The 14,809-nt window shown below is 71.5% G+C and carries 12 protein-coding genes; 1 reads left to right on the top strand and 11 read right to left on the bottom strand.

From position 1 onward, the window contains the following. Positions 1-112 precede the first annotated feature (112 nt). On the top strand, positions 113-3,691 hold the full coding sequence (gene smc, locus IWX89_RS05795) for a chromosome segregation protein SMC (RefSeq protein WP_196902604.1): 3,579 nt from the start codon (positions 113-115) through the stop codon (positions 3,689-3,691). Positions 3,692-3,696: 5 nt separating this feature from the next. Here smc and IWX89_RS05790 read toward each other — a convergent pair whose 3' ends face one another. The 11 genes from IWX89_RS05790 to IWX89_RS05740 are packed head-to-tail and all read right to left on the bottom strand — an operon-like array spanning position 3,697 to position 14,791. Continuing rightward, positions 3,697-4,092 carry a four-helix bundle copper-binding protein gene (locus IWX89_RS05790; RefSeq protein WP_196902603.1) on the bottom strand — a complete coding sequence of 132 codons (396 nt, stop codon included), beginning with the start codon at positions 4,090-4,092 and terminating at the stop codon, positions 3,697-3,699. 34 nt (positions 4,093-4,126) lie between these two features. Further along, positions 4,127-4,456 carry a ferredoxin gene (gene fdxA / locus IWX89_RS05785; RefSeq protein ID WP_196902602.1) on the bottom strand — a complete coding sequence of 110 codons (330 nt, stop codon included), beginning with the start codon at positions 4,454-4,456 and terminating at the stop codon, positions 4,127-4,129. Beyond that, entirely contained in the window at positions 4,453-5,859 is a 1,407-nt protein-coding gene (locus IWX89_RS05780; protein ID WP_196902601.1) for an FAD-dependent oxidoreductase, read from the bottom strand. The genes fdxA and IWX89_RS05780 overlap by 4 nt, the downstream gene beginning before the upstream one ends. After that, on the bottom strand, positions 5,856-7,145 hold the full coding sequence (cobA, locus tag IWX89_RS05775; protein ID WP_196902600.1) for a uroporphyrinogen-III C-methyltransferase: 1,290 nt from the start codon (positions 7,143-7,145) through the stop codon (positions 5,856-5,858). Before cobA ends, IWX89_RS05780 begins: the two co-directional genes overlap by 4 nt. Beyond that, positions 7,142-8,089, bottom strand: a complete 948-nt coding sequence (locus tag IWX89_RS05770; RefSeq protein ID WP_196902599.1) for an ABC transporter permease — start codon at positions 8,087-8,089, stop codon at positions 7,142-7,144. The genes cobA and IWX89_RS05770 overlap by 4 nt, the downstream gene beginning before the upstream one ends. Next, positions 8,079-8,900: an ABC transporter ATP-binding protein gene (locus tag IWX89_RS05765; RefSeq protein ID WP_196902598.1), complete on the bottom strand. Its 822-nt coding sequence runs from the start codon at positions 8,898-8,900 to the stop codon at positions 8,079-8,081. The genes IWX89_RS05770 and IWX89_RS05765 overlap by 11 nt, the downstream gene beginning before the upstream one ends. A gap of 3 nt (positions 8,901-8,903) precedes the next feature. Continuing rightward, complete coding sequence (locus tag IWX89_RS05760) at positions 8,904-9,980, bottom strand: ABC transporter substrate-binding protein (RefSeq protein WP_196902597.1); 1,077 nt, start codon at positions 9,978-9,980, stop codon at positions 8,904-8,906. After that, positions 9,977-11,392 carry a sulfate adenylyltransferase subunit 1 gene (locus IWX89_RS05755; protein ID WP_196902596.1) on the bottom strand — a complete coding sequence of 472 codons (1,416 nt, stop codon included), beginning with the start codon at positions 11,390-11,392 and terminating at the stop codon, positions 9,977-9,979. The genes IWX89_RS05760 and IWX89_RS05755 overlap by 4 nt, the downstream gene beginning before the upstream one ends. Beyond that, positions 11,392-12,345: a sulfate adenylyltransferase subunit CysD gene (cysD, locus tag IWX89_RS05750; protein ID WP_196902595.1), complete on the bottom strand. Its 954-nt coding sequence runs from the start codon at positions 12,343-12,345 to the stop codon at positions 11,392-11,394. The genes IWX89_RS05755 and cysD overlap by 1 nt, the downstream gene beginning before the upstream one ends. After that, positions 12,327-13,085, bottom strand: coding sequence for a phosphoadenylyl-sulfate reductase (locus IWX89_RS05745; protein ID WP_196902594.1), 759 nt, complete (start codon positions 13,083-13,085; stop codon positions 12,327-12,329). Before IWX89_RS05745 ends, cysD begins: the two co-directional genes overlap by 19 nt. Next, positions 13,082-14,791 (bottom strand): nitrite/sulfite reductase, encoded by a 1,710-nt coding sequence (locus IWX89_RS05740; protein ID WP_307836435.1) that lies wholly within the window; start codon positions 14,789-14,791, stop codon positions 13,082-13,084. The genes IWX89_RS05745 and IWX89_RS05740 overlap by 4 nt, the downstream gene beginning before the upstream one ends. Positions 14,792-14,809 lie beyond the last annotated feature (18 nt).

The raw sequence follows: 14,809 nt of genomic DNA, 5'->3' as shown, positions 1-14,809 counted from the left end.
TGTCCGGTACCGTGGAACCGGGCGGCAGACCCGCACAGAGCTGGCAACACAGAGCTGGCAACACAGAGCTGGCAACACAGACCTGGCACCGACGACCGGAAAGGGCGCAGCGTTGTATTTGAAGAGCCTCACCCTCAAGGGGTTCAAGTCGTTCGCGCAGCCCACGACCTTCGCCTTCGAGCCCGGAGTCACCTGCGTGGTCGGCCCCAACGGCTCCGGCAAGTCCAATGTGGTCGATGCGCTCGCCTGGGTGATGGGGGAGCAGGGCGTCAAGACCCTACGCGGCGGCAAGATGGAGGACGTGATCTTCGCCGGCACGTCGACCAAGGGTCCGCTCGGCCGGGCCCAGGTGACGCTGACGATCGACAACACCGACGGGGCCCTCCCGATCGACTACTCGGAGGTCACGATCTCCCGCACCCTGTTCCGCAACGGGGCCAGCGAATACGCGATCAACGGGCAGACCTGCCGTCTGCTCGACGTGCAGGAACTGCTCAGCGACTCCGGTCTCGGCAGGGAAATGCACGTCATCGTCGGTCAGGGGCAACTCGACGCCGTGCTCCGGGCCAGCCCCGAGGAGCGGCGCGGCTTCATCGAGGAGGCAGCCGGCATCCTCAAGCACCGCCGCCGCAAGGAGAAGACCCTCCGCAAGCTCGACGCGATGCAGGCCAACCTGACCCGGCTCAGCGACCTCGCGGGGGAGATCCGGCGCCAGCTCAAACCTCTCGGCCGGCAGGCCGAGGTCGCGCGCGAAGCCCAGGGCATCGCCGCGGTCGTGCGTGACGCGCGGGCGCGCCTCCTCGCCGACGACGTGGTCACCCTGCGCACGGCCCTCGACGCGCACGGGCGCACCGAAAGCGAACGCCACTCCGAACGCATCGTCCTGCAGGAGCAACTCGACCAGAAACGCCTGCGCCTGCACCGTCTCGAGGAGGCCCAGATCGGCGACGCCGTCGACCTGGCCCGGCGCACCAGTTTCGGCCTCGAGTCCGTGCAGGAACGCCTCCGCGGGCTGTACACGCTGGCCAACCAGCGCCTGGCCCTGCTCGCCGACCAGGCCGAATCCGTCGACACCGGGCCGAGTGTCACCCCGGCCATGCTGCGGGATGCCGCCGCCGAGGTCGACGCGCTGCGGGAACGGATCGGCCTGGCCGAGACCCGGCACGCGAACGCCCGCGAGGCATCCGCCGCCGCGCGCAGCCGGCTCGACGCGCTCGACCTGGAGATCGCCGCGCAGGCGGCGCTGGTCTCCCGCCACGACCTGGAGATCGCCGCACTGAAGGGGCAGGCCGAGACCGCGGCGTCCCGGCTGGCGTCGGTCAGGGGCGAGGTGCTCCGCCAGCAGAACGCGTTCGACGCGGCCAGGCAGCGAGCGGATGCGGCCCAGGCCGTGCTCGACGCTCTCGACGCCGACGCCGGGGCCGAGGGCACCGACGAAAGCGACCTCGCCTACGCGTGCGAACGATCCCAGACCGCCGTGACCGAGGCCGAGGCCGAGGTGGAGCGCCTGCGCGAGGAACTGCACACGCTCGAGCGTGAACGGGACGCGCTCGCGGCCCGCACGGGTGCCCTCTCGCTCGCCCTGGACCAGAAAGACGGCTCGTCCGCGCTCGTCGCCCAGGCGAGGGCCGGCATCCGCGGCCTCGTCGCCGAGCATGTGCACGTGCACCCGGGCTTCGAGGCCGCGATCGCTGCCGCCCTCGGCTCGCTGGCCGACGCCGTTCTGGCGGAGACCCGGGATGCCGCCTTCGACGCCATCGGCACGGCACGCGCCGACGACCTCGGCCGGGTCGAACTCATCGTCGCCGACAGCGGGGAACCGGGACCGGCCGCGAGGACCGGCGGGTCCGCCCTGCCCGAGGTGTCGGACCTGTCGAGCCTCCCTGACCTGTCGAACCGGCCGGGCCTGGCCTGGGCCCGCTCGGTCGTCGAGGCGCCGGCCGGGGTCCTCGCCCTGCTCGAACACGTCGTCGTCGCCGACGACCAGGCGTGCGCCCGGGCCGCCGAGGACCTGCTGGCCGGTGGCGCCACGCCGCCGCTGACGTTCATCACCCTGGCCGGCGACGTGCTGAGCGAACACGTGCTGCGCGGAGGGTCCGGCGCACGGCGGAGCAGACTCGAACTGGTCGCCGACCGGGACGCGGCGGCCGACCGGCTCGGCGAGGTCCGCTCCCTGGTCGAGCGCGTGGGAGCCGACCTTGCCGAACAGCGCGGACTTCTCCGCCAGGGCAAGGAGCAACTCACCGCAGCGCGTGCCGCGCGGCGGGAAGCAGAGTTCCGCGTCTCCGCCCGCGCCGAGAAGGCCGGCCGGGCCACCGTGCAGGTCCAGGCGGCCACCGCCGAATTCGACCGGCTTTCCACCGCCCTGCACGTGGCAGGCGTTGCCGTCGCCGGCGCGGAGGCCGAGTCCGCTCGCACCTCTGCGGAGTTGGAGGCGCTGCGGGCGCGACCTCGCCCTGTCCTGGACGTGAGTGCGCGGGGCGCCCTCCACGCCGAGGTGGAGGCCGCCCGGGAGACCGAGATCGAGTCACGCCTTCAGGTGGAGACCGCCAGGGAACGCGTGCGGGCGGGCCAGGCCCGAAGCGCCGGCCTCACCAGGCGGCTGGAGGCCGACCGGGCGGCAGCCGAGGAGGCAGCCAGGCGCGCCGTGATCCGGCGCCGCCAGGTGGCGGCGGCCATGGGCGTCGCCCAGGCGCTGCCCCGGGTGCTCACCTCCGTCGACGGCGCGGTCGGCGAGGCCCGCCTCCGCCTGGCCCAGGCCGAGGCGGAGCGGACCAGCCAGAACGAGGAACTTTCGGCCCTCCGGCGGGAGGACACTGCCCTGCGCGACCGGCTCCAGGCCGTCACCGAGAACGTGCACGGCCTCGAACTGGAGATCTACGAGAAGAAGCTCCACCTGTCCGGCCTGCTCGAACGGGCGGGCAGCGAACTGGGCCTGGTCGAGGCCGTGCTCGTCGCCGAATACGGACCCGACCAGCCGATCCCGTCCGAGGGCGACGCCGACCCATCGCGGCTGCCCTACGACCGGGCCGAGCAGCAGCAGCGCCTCGCCGCGGCGGAACGCCGGTTCGCGCAACTCGGCCGGATCAACCCGCTCGCCCTCGAAGAGTTCGCGGCCCTCGAGCAACGGCACAAGTTCCTCACCGAACAGCTGACCGACCTCACCAACACCCGCACCGACCTGCTCACGATCATCGCGGAGATCGACGAGAAGATGGGGGCCATCTTCGGCAGCGCCTTCGACGACACCCAGGCGGCGTTCGCCGAGGTCTTCCCGGTGCTGTTCCCCGGCGGAAGCGGCAGCATCCGCCTCACCGACCCTGACTCCCTGCTCACGACCGGGATCGAGGTCTCGGTCAAACCGGCCGGCAAGAAGATCGAACGGCTCTCGCTGCTCTCCGGCGGGGAGCGCTCGCTGGCGGCGGTCGCCCTGCTGATCGCGATCTTCAAGGCGAGGCCGAGCCCGTTCTACATCATGGACGAGGTTGAGGCGGCCCTCGACGACGCGAACCTCGGCCGGCTGCTCACGATCTTCGAGGACCTGAAGGCCGCGAGCCAGCTGATCATCATCACCCATCAGAAGCGCACGATGGAGATCGCGGACGCCCTCTACGGCGTGTCGATGCGGCAGGACGGGGTGTCGGCCGTTGTCGGGCAGCGGCTCGCGAAGGACGAAGCCCGGGCGTCCTGACGCCGTCACCCCGAGCGGTGGCCCAGGGCGATGAGCAACCGGTTGCAGGAGTCTCCGACCCGGCGGCAGGCCATCGAACAGGTCTGCCACGAGGGGTGGATGGCCTTCATCCGCTCGCAGGCCGCCGCCGAGACCTGGCTCGCTTCGCGGCAGGTCTCCAGGATCGAGATCGCGGTCGGACCGTCGTTGCGGGTGTGCCAGGACAAGACCCTGGTCGTGGTGGTGCAGATTTCAACGCAGTCCAGGTCGGCCAGGAAGCAGGCGGTGACCTCGCCGTTGCCCTCGATGGCGAGGCAGGCATCCGCGCAGTCCTCGCTGACCTTCACCAGTGCGTCACAGGCGGTGAGGCACTGGGTGATCCCTGCCTCGATCGAATCCGCCGGCCACTCATTAACGGGCATGCCGACACCCTAGCGCCGGTACGGGGCCGTGTCGCTAGGCGTCGGCCGCGCCTTGCGGCGGCAGTGCCGCGATGATCGGGTGGTCGAACGTGAGCACGCCGGTCTTGGCTGCCCCGCCGGGAGAACCCAGTTCGACGAAGAAGTCCACGTTGGCGGTGTAGTACTCGGCCCACTGTTCGGGCACGTCGTCTTCGTAGTAGATCGCCTCGACCGGGCAGACCGGTTCGCAGGCACCGCAGTCGACGCATTCATCGGGGTGGATGTAGAGCGAACGGTCGCCCTCGTAGATGCAGTCGACGGGGCATTCGTCCACGCAGGCGCGATCCTTCACGTCTACGCACGGCAGGGCGATGACGTAGGTCACGACACCACCAGGCTTTCGGCGCGGGCGATGCCGACCTGTTCGTCGCGGGGCACGACCTTGACGCGCTCGCGGTCCACCGTGGACAGGTCGGCCTCGCCGAGCGCGCGCTCGTGCGCGTCGAGGGCGAGCCAGCCGGACCAGGTCGTGAAACGGATGCCCCGCTCGTCGAGCAGGGCGAGGATCGCGTCCTCCTCCGGTCGGCCGGGCTGCCCCGTGAGGTCATGGTCCTCGAGCAGCTTCGTCACGGTCTCGAGCGCGTCGCTCTTCGTGTGGCCGATCAGGCCCACCGGTCCGCGCTTGATCCAGCCGGTCGCGTAGAGGCCGGACATCGGGGTTCCCTGACCGTCGACCACCCGTCCGCCGTCGTTCGGGATGACACCGCTGGCCTCGTCGAACGGCACCTGCGCCAGGGCGCTGCCCCGGTAGCCGACCGCGCGGTAGACGGCCTGGAGCGGGTAGTCGATGATCTCCCCGGTGCCGCGGACGCCTCCGTCGCTCGTGGGTTCGGTGCGTTCGAAGCGCATGCCCTCGACCCGGCCGGCGCCGTACACCTCGACCGGGCTGTGCAGGAAGTGAAGGTGCAGCCGGCGGGGAGCCCCGGTCGGTTCCCGGGTCAGCCAGCCGTTCAGGGTGCGGGTCATCACCTTGACCTGGTTGTTCGACGCGGCGAGCCGCTGCTCGGAGTGCTCGTCCCGCGGGAAGTCCTCCTCGTAGACCAGCACGTCGACGTTCGGGATGTCGCCGAGCTCGCGCAGTTCGATCGGGGTGAACTTCACCTGGGCCGGTCCGCGGCGGCCGAACACGTGCACATCGGTCACCGGCGAGCCGGCGAGCCCGGCGTGCACGGTGGCGGGGATGTCGGTCGGGAGCAGGTCGACCGGGTGCTTGGCGAGCATCCGGGCCACGTCGAGGGCGACGTTGCCGTTGCCGATCACGGCGATGTCGGTCGCGTCGAGCGGCCAGTCGCGGGGGGCATCCGGATGCCCGTCGAACCAGGAGACGAAGTCGGCGGCCCCGTAGGAGCCGGGCAGGTCGATGCCGGGAATGCCGAGCACGGCATCCCGGATCGCCCCGGTGGCGAAGATGACGGCGTGGTAGTGGGCGCGGAGGTCGGCCAGGTCGAGGTCGGTGCCGTAGTCCACGTTGCCGATGAAGCGGATGGTGCCGGCGTCGAGCATCTCGTGCAGCGAGTTGACGATGCCCTTGATCCGGGGGTGGTCGGGGGCCACCCCGTACCGGATCAGGCCGTAGGGGGCCGGGAGCGAGTCGAACAGGTCGATTCCGACCTCGCCGCCGGCGTCCTGCGCGGCCCGGGCGAGGATGTTGCCGGCGTAGATGCCGGCCGGGCCGGCGCCGATGATCGCGACGCGAAGGGGCTGGGGCGCCGTGGGGGTCCGGGTCATGAGTGGGCCTTTCGGGGTGCGGTGGAGACGAGTTCTCTTCTGGGGGTGCGTGCGTGCGGGCTCAGCGTGACGACGTCACCGACCACGACGACGGCCGGGGAGGCGACCCCGCGGCTCTCGGCCAGGGCGGCGATCGTGGCGAGGGTGCCGATGGTGACCCGCTGGCCGGGGCCGTAACCGTCCTCGATGATGGCGACGGGGCAGTCCTCGCCGCGGGTGCCGGTGGCGAGCACCCCGGCGGAGCCGGACAGGGCGCTGACGCCCATCAGCAGGATCACGGTGTGGTCCCGTCCGCCGGGGAGCGCGCGGAGCTGTTCGTGCCCGGTGACGACGGTGAAGCCGGTCGCGACACCGCGGTGGGTGACCGGGATGCCGGCCGCCGCCGGGACGGAGATGGCGCTGGTCACGCCGGGCACGACCTCGACGGCGACGCCGTGGCTGCGGCAGTAGGCGGCCTCCTCGCCGCCGCGGCCGAGGACATAGGGGTCGCCGCCCTTGAGTCGCACGACCCGGCGCCCCGCGCGGGCGTGCTCGACGAGCAGCGCGTTGATCTCGTCCTGGGGAACCGGGTGGTGGCCGGGGAGCTTGCCGACGTCGATCACGAGCACCTCGGGGTCGAGCTCGCCGAGGAGGGAGCGCGGGCCGAGACGGTCGGCGATCACGACGTCGGCCTCGGCGAGGAGCCTCCGGCCGAGCACGGTGATCAGGCCGGGGTCGCCGGGGCCGCCGCCGACCAGGTGCACGGTGCCGGTGCCCGCGGTGCGGCGGTGGTGGCGGAGCGGCAGTTCGCCGGCGTCGAGGGAGGTCGCGATCGCATCCCGCAGCGCCATCGCCCGGCGCGGGTCGCCACCGGTCGACACCGTGACCGTGACGTCGTCCCGCCGGGTGACGGCGGGAACCCAGGCGTCGGAGGCCGTGTGATCGCCAGCGTTCACGCACCAGATCCGCGCGGCCTCGGCATCGGCGGCAACCCGGGCGTCGACCTCGGTCACGCCGGTCGCCGTGTGGGCCAGCCAGGCCCCGGCCAGGTCGCCGGTGCGATAGCGGCGGTTCCGCCAGGTGACGGCGCCGGTGGCCAGGAGGGCGCGGAGGTCCGCCCCGGCCTCCGGGGCGACGACGGTGACGATCGCACCGACGGCGAGGAGGCCCGACGCGCGCCGGGCGGCGACAGCCCCGCCGCCGACGACGAGCACGGCGCGGCCGGAGAGCCTGAGGCCGAGCGGGTAGAGCGCGAGAGGGCGAGGGTCGACAGGGCGAGGGTCGACAGCGTGAGGGGAGTGCGTCATCGGGGGCCTCCGGAGGTCAGGCCGCGGCGGCGCAGGAGGCTGCGCTCCGCCGGGGCGAATGCGATCAGTTCGACCAGGATGCCGACGAACAGGATGACGAGGATGGTCGCGAGCACCCCGGGCAGGTCGGCCAGGTCCCGGCTCTGCTGCAGCATCGAGCCGAGTCCGAAGCCGATCGACCCGCCCATCGCGATGATCTCCGCCGCCATCAGCGAGCGCCAGGAGAACGCCCAGCCCTGCTTGAGTCCGGCCAGGTAGCCGGGCAGGGCGGCGGGCAGGATGACCAGGGTTGCGAGCTGGAGGCGGGAGGCGCCGAGCACAGTGCCAACCCGGCGCAGCTGCGGCGGAACCTGGTCGATCCCGGCGACAAGTCCGTTGGCGATCGAGGGGACCGCGCCCATCAGCACCACGAAGTAGACGGTCGCATCCGTGAGCCCGAACCAGATGATCGCGGCAGGCACCCACGCCACCGAGGGCAGCACCTGCAGCCCGGAGAGCAGCGGGCCGAGTGCGCGGCGGAGCAACCGCCACTCGGCCAGCAACAGCCCGAGCGGGGTGCCGATGGCGACGGCGATCAGGAAGCCGGCGCCGCCGCGGGCGAGGCTCGTGAGCACCGCCTGCTGCAGGCGCCCGTTCGACCAGAGTTCGCCGATCGAGGCCGCGACGTTGAACGGCCCCGGCACGAGGTCGGGGCGCGGCTGCGCGATCACGACGTAGAACTGCCAGGCGACGACGAGCGCCGCGAGCAGCAGCACCGGCGGCAGAACCCCGTCGACGATGCGCCGCCAGGGGCCCCGCTCGGCGAGCGGAACCGTCTGCAGCGCGTCGAGTCCGGCCTCGAGGGTGCGGAAATCGTCGTTCGAGGTGGCGCGGGCGGCCGTGGGGAGCGCCGCGACGGCCGTGCCCTGGTCGGCGCTCGTTTCAGTGCGTGTTTCAGTGGGCATTGCGGCGGATCTCCTGTCTCAGCTGCTCGGTGATCTCGATCGACAGGCGGGATACCTCCGGGGATTCGATCCGGCGCGGCCCGGTGTCGGCCAGGCGCCACTCGTTGGCGATCCGCCCCGGGCGGGACGACATCAGCAGCACCCGCTGGCCGAGCCGGGCCGCCTCGCGCACGTTGTGGGTGACGAAGACGATCGTGCGGCCGGTCTCCCGCCAGATCCGCTCGAGTTCCTCGTGCAGCAGGTCCCTGGTGATCGCGTCGAGCGCCGCGAACGGTTCGTCCATCAGGAGCACCTTGCGGTCCTGGGCGAGCGAGCGGGCGAGGGCGACTCGCTGGCGCATGCCGCCGGAGAGTTCATGCGGGCGCTTGTGCGCGGCATCCGCGAGGTTGACGAGGTCGAGCAGTTCGAGGGCCTGGCCGCGACGCTGGGCCCTGGGCACTCCGCGGAGTTTGAGGGCGAGTTCGACGTTGCGGCCGGCCGTCAGCCAGGGGAACAGGGCCGACTCCTGGAACATCACCGCGGCACTGCCGCTGGTGACGGTGACGGTGCCGCTGGTCGGATGCTCGAGGCCCGCGATGATGCCCAGAAGGGTCGACTTTCCGCAGCCGGACGCGCCGAGAAGGCAGACGAACTCGCCGGGCTCGATCGACAGGGTGATGTCGTCGAGCACGACCGGGCCGTCGGTGCCGAATCGTTTGGTGAGGCCGTCGACCCGAATGGCGGGGGCGTCGACCTGCGTCTGGGTGGCGGCCGTGGTGGCAGTGCCGGTGGTCGGGGTGACCGTGACCGGTGCCGTCCTGGTGTCGATCATGGCTTACTCCGTTCCGAGTCCGGCGGCGCCGACCGGCGCGACGCCGGCCTCTGCGCGCACGGCGTTCAGGGCCGTCAGGTCGAAGAGTCCGTTCAATGTGCCCGGCTTCGCGGTGCCGACCGTGACGCCGGCCTTGAGCAGCACCGGGAAGGTCGCCGCGAGCGGGTCGGTCGTGAAGGTCACATGGGCGAGCGCCCGGGTGATCACGGCGTCGGAGAGGCCCTTTCCGGTGTCTTCGGTCAGTTTCTTGTTGATCACGGCGGCGGCCTCGTCGGGGTGCGCGGTGAGCCAGTCGACGGATGCCGTGTGCCCGGCGACGAGGGCCCGCACGGTCTCCGGGTGCGCGGCCAGGTACTCGCTCCGCACGAGCAGCACCGTGGTGGGGAAGGCCCCGTCGGGCCAGAGGGATGCCTCGTCGACGAGCACGGTGGCGCCGGCGTCGAGGACGAGCCGGGACACCCAGGGTTCGGGCAGCCAGGCCCCGTCGATCTTGCCGCTCTGGAACAGGGCCAGGGTCTGGGCGTTGTCGGTGGGTGCGATGTGCACCTGGCCGCCGCCCGCGGTGTCGGTGTCGTAGCCCTGCTCACCGAGCCACGCGCGGAGGGCGACGTCCTGGGTGTTTCCGAGCTGGGGGGTGGCGATGGTGGTGCCGGCCAGGTCGGCGGGTCCGTCGATGCCGGCGCGCACGACCAGGGCGGCGCCGCCGCTGGCGGCCCCGGCGACGATCCGCACGGACTGCCCGGCGCTCTTGACGAAGCTGTTCACGGCGGGATTCGGGCCAATGTAGGTGGCGTCGATGGCTCCGGCGCTCAGGGCCTCGATGGTGGCCGGCCCGGCGCTGAAGATCTGGCTGCTCAGCTTCGTTCCGCCGAGGCTGTCGGCGAGGAGGCCCTTCTCCAGTCCGACGAGCGCGGGGGCGTGCGTGACGTTGTCGAAGTAGCCGAGGCGGAGTTCCTCGGCCGGTCCGGCCGGCGCCGCCGCGCTGCCCTGCGCCGAGCATCCGCCCAGCAGCACGGGAACGAGGGCGATCGCGGCCAGGGCCAGGCCGGTGCGCGAGGCGAGGCCGGTGCGCCGGGTCATGCCGGCACCCCGGAGGCCGTGACGATGCCGGCGGCCGTGACGATGCCGGCGGCGAGGGTCGCGCCGTCCTGCGGATGGATGACGAGGAAGGCGCCCGAGCGGCGACTGGAGGCGAAGGTCTCGACCGGCAGCGCCGCGGCGAGCCGCACGGTGACGTGGCCGATGTCGTTGATGTCGAGGCTCGTCGCCGTCTCCTGCTCCAGCGTGTCCAGATTGAGCCGGCCGGTGACGGCGGTGACGATGGCCTGCACCGTGTTGGCGCCGAACTTCACGAGGACGCGGTCGCCGGGGGTGAGCGGCCGGGGATCGAGCCAGAACAGGGCCGCCGTCAGCTCCTTCGTGGGGTTGGGGAGCGTGCCGGCGGCGCCGATCACCGCCCCGCGGGCGATGTCGAGGTCGTCCCTGAGCCGGAGGGCGATCGATTGCGGTGCGAAGGCCTCGGTGAGTTCGGTGCCGGCGAAGTCGATCCCGGTGACGACGGTGCCGGCCCCGCCGGGCAGCACGGTCACGGCGTCGCCGACCCGCACGGTGCCGGAGGTGACCTGCCCGGCGTAGGCGCGGTAGTCGCGGAAGGCGGGCGCGTCGGCCGCGGGAACGGCGACGGCGCCCTGGGGGCGCAGCACGAGCTGCACCGGCAGCCGGAAGGACTCGAGGGCGCTCTCGACCTCGTCGACGACCGGCAGGGTCTCGAGCAGTTCGAGCAGGCTGGGTCCGGTGTACCAGGGGGTGCGCGGGGACCGGTCGACGACGTTGTCGCCGGCCAGGGCCGAGACGGGGATGACGTGCACCGCGCCGAGGCCGAGTTCCCCGGTGACCGTGCGCACGGCATCCGCGATCCCGGTGTAGGCGGCCTCGTCGTAGCCGAGCAGGTCGATCTTGTTGACGGCGACGATGATGTGCGGCACCCGGAGCAGGCGCACCACGGAGAGGTGGCGGCGGGTCTGTTCGAGCACGCCCTTGCGGGCGTCGATGAGCATGATGACGGCGTCGGCCGTGGTGGCCCCGGTGACCATGTTGCGGGTGTACTGCACGTGCCCGGGGCAGTCGGCGAGGATGAAGGAGCGCCGGTTGGTGGCGAAGTAGCGGTAGGCGACGTCGATCGTGATGCCCTGTTCGCGCTCGGCGCGCAGCCCGTCGGTGAGCAGGGCGAAGTCGATGCCGCCCGCGGCGCCGCCGAAGCCGCGCTCGGTGGAGGTGCGGGTGACGGCGTCGAGCTGGTCGGCGAGCACGGCCTTCGAGTCGTGCAGGAGCCGGCCGACGAGGGTCGACTTGCCGTCGTCGACCGAGCCGGCGGTGGCGAAGCGGAACAGGGTGCCGCCGGCCAGGGTTTCGGCCGCGGAGAGGGCTGCCTGTGCCGAGCCGGGTGCCCGGCTGTCGATGGGGGCCTGGCTGTCGATGAGTGCCTGGGTCATTAGAAGTACCCGTCCTTTTTTCGGTCTTCCATTGCTGCTTCGGAGATCCGGTCGTCGGCGCGGGTGGCGCCACGTTCGGTGATCGTGCTGAGGGCGACCTCGCGCACGACGGCGTCGACGGATGCGGCATCCGACTCGACCGCGCCGGTGCAGCTCATGTCGCCGACGGTGCGGTAGCGCACCGTGCGGTTCTCGATGGTCTCGGTCGCCCGGGGCATGCTGACCGGGCCGACCGAGCGCCACATCCCGTCGCGGCGGTACACCTCGCGGTCGTGGGCGTAGTAGAGCGGGGGCAGCGCGATCTGCTCGCGTTCGATGTAGCGCCAGACGTTCAGCTCGGTCCAGTTGCTGATCGGGAACGCCCGCACGTGCTGGCCGACCGTGTGGCGGCCGTTGTAGAGGTTCCACAGTTCGGGCCGCTGGTTGCGCGGGTCCCACTGGCCGAATTCGTCGCGGAGGGAGAGGATGCGCTCCTTGGCGCGGGCCTTGTCCTCGTCGCGGCGGGCCCCGCCGAAGACGGCGTCGTGCCGCCCGGCGGCGATCGCGTCGAGCAACGGCAGGGTCTGCAGCGGGTTCCGGGTGCCGTCGGCACGCTCGTGCAACCGGCCGTCGTCGATGTAGTCCTGCACCCTGGCGACCTCGAGTCGCAGGCCGAGGCGCTCCACGGTCTCGTCACGGAAGGCGATGACCTCGGGGAAGTTGTGCCCGGTGTCCACGTGCAGGAGCGGGAAGGGCACCCGGCCCGGCCAGAACGCCTTCGCGGCAAGGTGGAGCACCACGACGGAATCCTTGCCGCCGGAGAACAGCAGCACGGGGCGTTCGAACTCGGCCACCACCTCACGGATGATGTGGATGGCCTCGCTCTCCAGCACGTCGAGCTGGGACAGGCGGTGGGTGCCGGTGGCACGGATCGGCGAGGCGGTGTCGGTGGCGTTCACAGGTGGAGTCCGCATTCTGTTTTCGCCAGGCTGGCCCAGCGTCCGGATCGGGGATCGTCGCCGGGGGCGACGGGTTTCGTGCACGGCGCGCAGCCGATGGAGGGATAGCCCTGGGCCATCAACGGATTGACCGGGACCTGGTGCGCCGCCGCGTAGTCGAGGATGTCCTCGAAGCTCCACGCGGCGAGCGGGTTCACCTTGACCAGGCCGTTGCGTTCGTCCCAGGTGACCAGTGGCGTGTTCGCCCGGGTGGGCGCCTCGTCCCGGCGCACGCCGGTGAACCACAGTTCGTAGCTGCCCAGGGCGCGGTGCAGCGGCTCGACCTTGCGCATGGCGCAGCACAGGTTGGGGTCGCGGTTGAAGAGCTCCGCCCTGTGCAGCCGGTCCTGTTCGGCCACCGAGTGTCCGGGCAGCACGTCGACGACCCGCACGGGCAGCAGCCGGGCCACATCGGCCCGGGTCTCGTGGGTCTCGCTGAAGTGGTAGCCGGTGTCGAGGAAGAGCACGTCGACGCCGGGCAGTTGCGCGGAGACGACGTGGGGGAGCACCGCGTCGGCCATCGAGCAGGCGACCGCGACGGCGTCGACCGCGAAGTTCGCGGCGACCCAGGCGACGACCTGCTCAAAGCCGGCCTCGCCCAGTTCGGCCGCGCCGCTCTCGGCGAGGGCGCGCAATTCGTCTGCGGAGCGGAGCGTGACCGCCCGGCCGGTGCCGTGGACGGCGGTGCTGTGGATGCCGGTGCTGTCGATGCTCATTGGAGTGCCTCCTCCTCGGCGCGGTGTGCCCACTGGGCGAAGGTCTCGTCGGCGCTCTTGTCGGCGATGAACCGCAGCACGATGCGTTCGACATAGTCGGCCAGGTCGTCCGCGGTGACCTTCAGGCCGCGCACGGTGCGGCCGAGGCCCGCCTCGTCCCGTCCGACCGAGGCCAGGCCGCCGCCGAGGTGTACCTGGAATCCGGGAACCTGTTCGCCGTCGGCGCCCGGCAGGAGCTGACCCTTGAGGCCGATGTCGGCCGTCTGGATGCGGGCGCAGGAGTTCGGGCATCCGTTGACGTGCAGGCTGATCGGCTGGGGAACGTCGATCCCGGCCAGGCGCTTCTCCAGTTCGAGCACCGCGTCGGTGGCGGTCTGCTTGGTCTCGACGATGGCGAGCTTGCAGTATTCGATGCCGGTGCAGGCGATGGTCGAACGACGGAACAGGCTGGGGCGTGCGGCCAGCCCCAGTGCGTCGAGCGCGGCGATGAGCGGTTCGACGCTCTGCTCGACGATGTCGAGCAGCACGAGCTTCTGGTGCGGCGTGGTGCGCAGCCGGGTCGAACCGTGCTGCTCGAGCAGGTCGGCGAGGCCGGTGAGGATCGTGCCCGACACGCGGCCCACGAACGGGGTCACGCCGATGTAGAACCGTCCGTCGTTCTGCTTGTGCACGCCGATGTGGTCGCCCTGCTGGGTCGGGGTGGGCGCGGGCGGGCCGTCGGGCAGCGCCTCGTGGAGGTATTCGTCCTCGAGCACCTGCCGGAACTTCTCCGGCCCCCAGTCGGCGAGCAGGAATTTGAGCCTGGCCTTATTGCGCAGCCGCCGGTACCCGTAGTCGCGGAAGATCGAGGCGACGCCGAGCCAGACATCCGCGACCTTCTCGGGGGAGACGAAGGCGCCCAGGCGCTCGCCGAGGCGAGGGCTGGCGGAGAGGCCGCCGCCGACCCAGAGGTCGTAGCCGAGGCCGAGCTCCGGATGCCGCAGGGCGACAAAACCGATGTCGTTGATCTCGTGCACAACGTCCTGGCTCGGGTGCCCGGTCAGGGCCGTCTTGAACTTGCGGGGCAGGTTGGCGAGTTCGGGGACCCCGATGTACCGCGCGGTGATCTCACTGATCACCGTGGTCGGGTCGATGAGCTCGTCGACGGCGATCCCGGCGACGGGGGAACCGAGAACGACGCGCGGCACGTCGCCGCAGGCCTCCGTGGTCTGCAGGCCGACGGCCTCGAGGCGGCGCCAGATCTCCGGCACGTCCTCGACCCGGATCCAGTGCAGTTGGATGTTCTGCCGATCGGTGAGGTCGGCGGAGTCCCGGCCGAATTCGGTGGAGATCTCGCCGATGACGCGAAGCTGGGTGGTGGTGAGCTGGCCGCCGTCGATGCGCACACGGAGCATGAAGTACTTGTCCTCGAGCTCGTATGGTTCGAGGGTTGCGGTCTTCCCGCCGTCGATACCCGGTTTGCGCTGGGTGTAGAGGCCCCACCAGCGCATCCGGCCGTGCAGGTCAGTGCCCTCGATCGAGTCGAAGCCCTGCTTGGAGTAGATCTTCTCGATCCGCTCCCGCACGTTCAGCCCGCCGTCCTCCTGCTTCCAGAGCTCGTTGCCGTTCAGGGGCGCGGTGCCATCGACCTTCCACTGTCCGTTCGGACGCGACGCCTGGCGCTTCGGGCTGGCCGTCGGGGCCGTCTCGGTCTGACTCGGTGACACGATGGGTCCTCCTCCTTG

Origin of the sequence: Cryobacterium sp. MP_M3, from assembly GCF_015752155.1 — a bacterium.
GTDB lineage: Bacteria > Actinomycetota > Actinomycetes > Actinomycetales > Microbacteriaceae > Cryobacterium.
This window is presented reverse-complemented; position numbering and strand designations above follow the sequence as displayed.

Excerpts from the sequence above, each read along its gene's own strand:
- IWX89_RS05790 (WP_196902603.1), bottom strand. The coding sequence starts at position 4,092 with ATGCCCGTTAATGAGTGGCCGGCGGATTCGATCGAGGCAGGGATCACC.
- IWX89_RS05780 (WP_196902601.1), bottom strand. The coding sequence starts at position 5,859 with ATGACCCGGACCCCCACGGCGCCCCAGCCCCTTCGCGTCGCGATCATC.
- cobA (WP_196902600.1), bottom strand. The coding sequence starts at position 7,145 with ATGACGCACTCCCCTCACGCTGTCGACCCTCGCCCTGTCGACCCTCGC.
- IWX89_RS05770 (WP_196902599.1), bottom strand. The coding sequence starts at position 8,089 with ATGCCCACTGAAACACGCACTGAAACGAGCGCCGACCAGGGCACGGCC.
- IWX89_RS05765 (WP_196902598.1), bottom strand. The coding sequence starts at position 8,900 with ATGATCGACACCAGGACGGCACCGGTCACGGTCACCCCGACCACCGGC.
- IWX89_RS05760 (WP_196902597.1), bottom strand. The coding sequence starts at position 9,980 with ATGACCCGGCGCACCGGCCTCGCCTCGCGCACCGGCCTGGCCCTGGCC.
- IWX89_RS05755 (WP_196902596.1), bottom strand. The coding sequence starts at position 11,392 with ATGACCCAGGCACTCATCGACAGCCAGGCCCCCATCGACAGCCGGGCA.
- cysD (WP_196902595.1), bottom strand. The coding sequence starts at position 12,345 with ATGCGGACTCCACCTGTGAACGCCACCGACACCGCCTCGCCGATCCGT.
- IWX89_RS05745 (WP_196902594.1), bottom strand. The coding sequence starts at position 13,085 with ATGAGCATCGACAGCACCGGCATCCACAGCACCGCCGTCCACGGCACC.